This is a genomic window from Pseudomonas sp. EA_65y_Pfl1_P113 (genome assembly GCF_963970525.1).
Lineage (GTDB): Bacteria > Pseudomonadota > Gammaproteobacteria > Pseudomonadales > Pseudomonadaceae > Aquipseudomonas > Aquipseudomonas tritici.
In genome coordinates, this window is record NZ_CAXAQM010000600.1 from 1 (window position 1) to 448 (window position 448).

At 66.1% G+C, this 448-nt stretch carries 1 pseudogene; it reads left to right on the forward strand.

Annotation, left to right across the window (positions count from 1 at the left end):
- A pseudogene (locus AACY52_RS31285) lies at nucleotides 1-448 on the forward strand (hypothetical protein); the annotation flags it as partial.

The following is a 448-nucleotide window of genomic DNA, read 5'->3' on the forward strand; positions in this document are numbered from 1 at the left end:
TCACCTACGGGCAATATATCACCGACGTGACCACCGCGCGCGGCGCGCGCAGCGAGCATGACGGCAAGACGGTGACCGCGTCGGGATGGCAGGGCATTGCACTCGGCGAGGACGGTTTCCTCACCATTTCGGGCGAATATCTCAACCGCGGTGCCACCAGCCGTGGCGACTTCGATCCGCGCAAGACCCCGCTGACCGTGCGGTCGCGCTTCGGCGACCCGGCGGTCGAGCAATTTACCGGCTATGTGAATGCTGCGGCACCGCTCGGCGACACCGGCTGGACGCTCTATGGCTTTGGCGGATACCAGCATCGCGACAGCACCAGCGCGGCGACCCCGCGCATCAATGGCGGCACCGACGCCAATGCCAATGCCGCGGCGCTCGCCACGCTCTATCCCGATGGCTTCACGCCGCTGATCGCGGTCGAATCGAACGATCTGACCGAGAC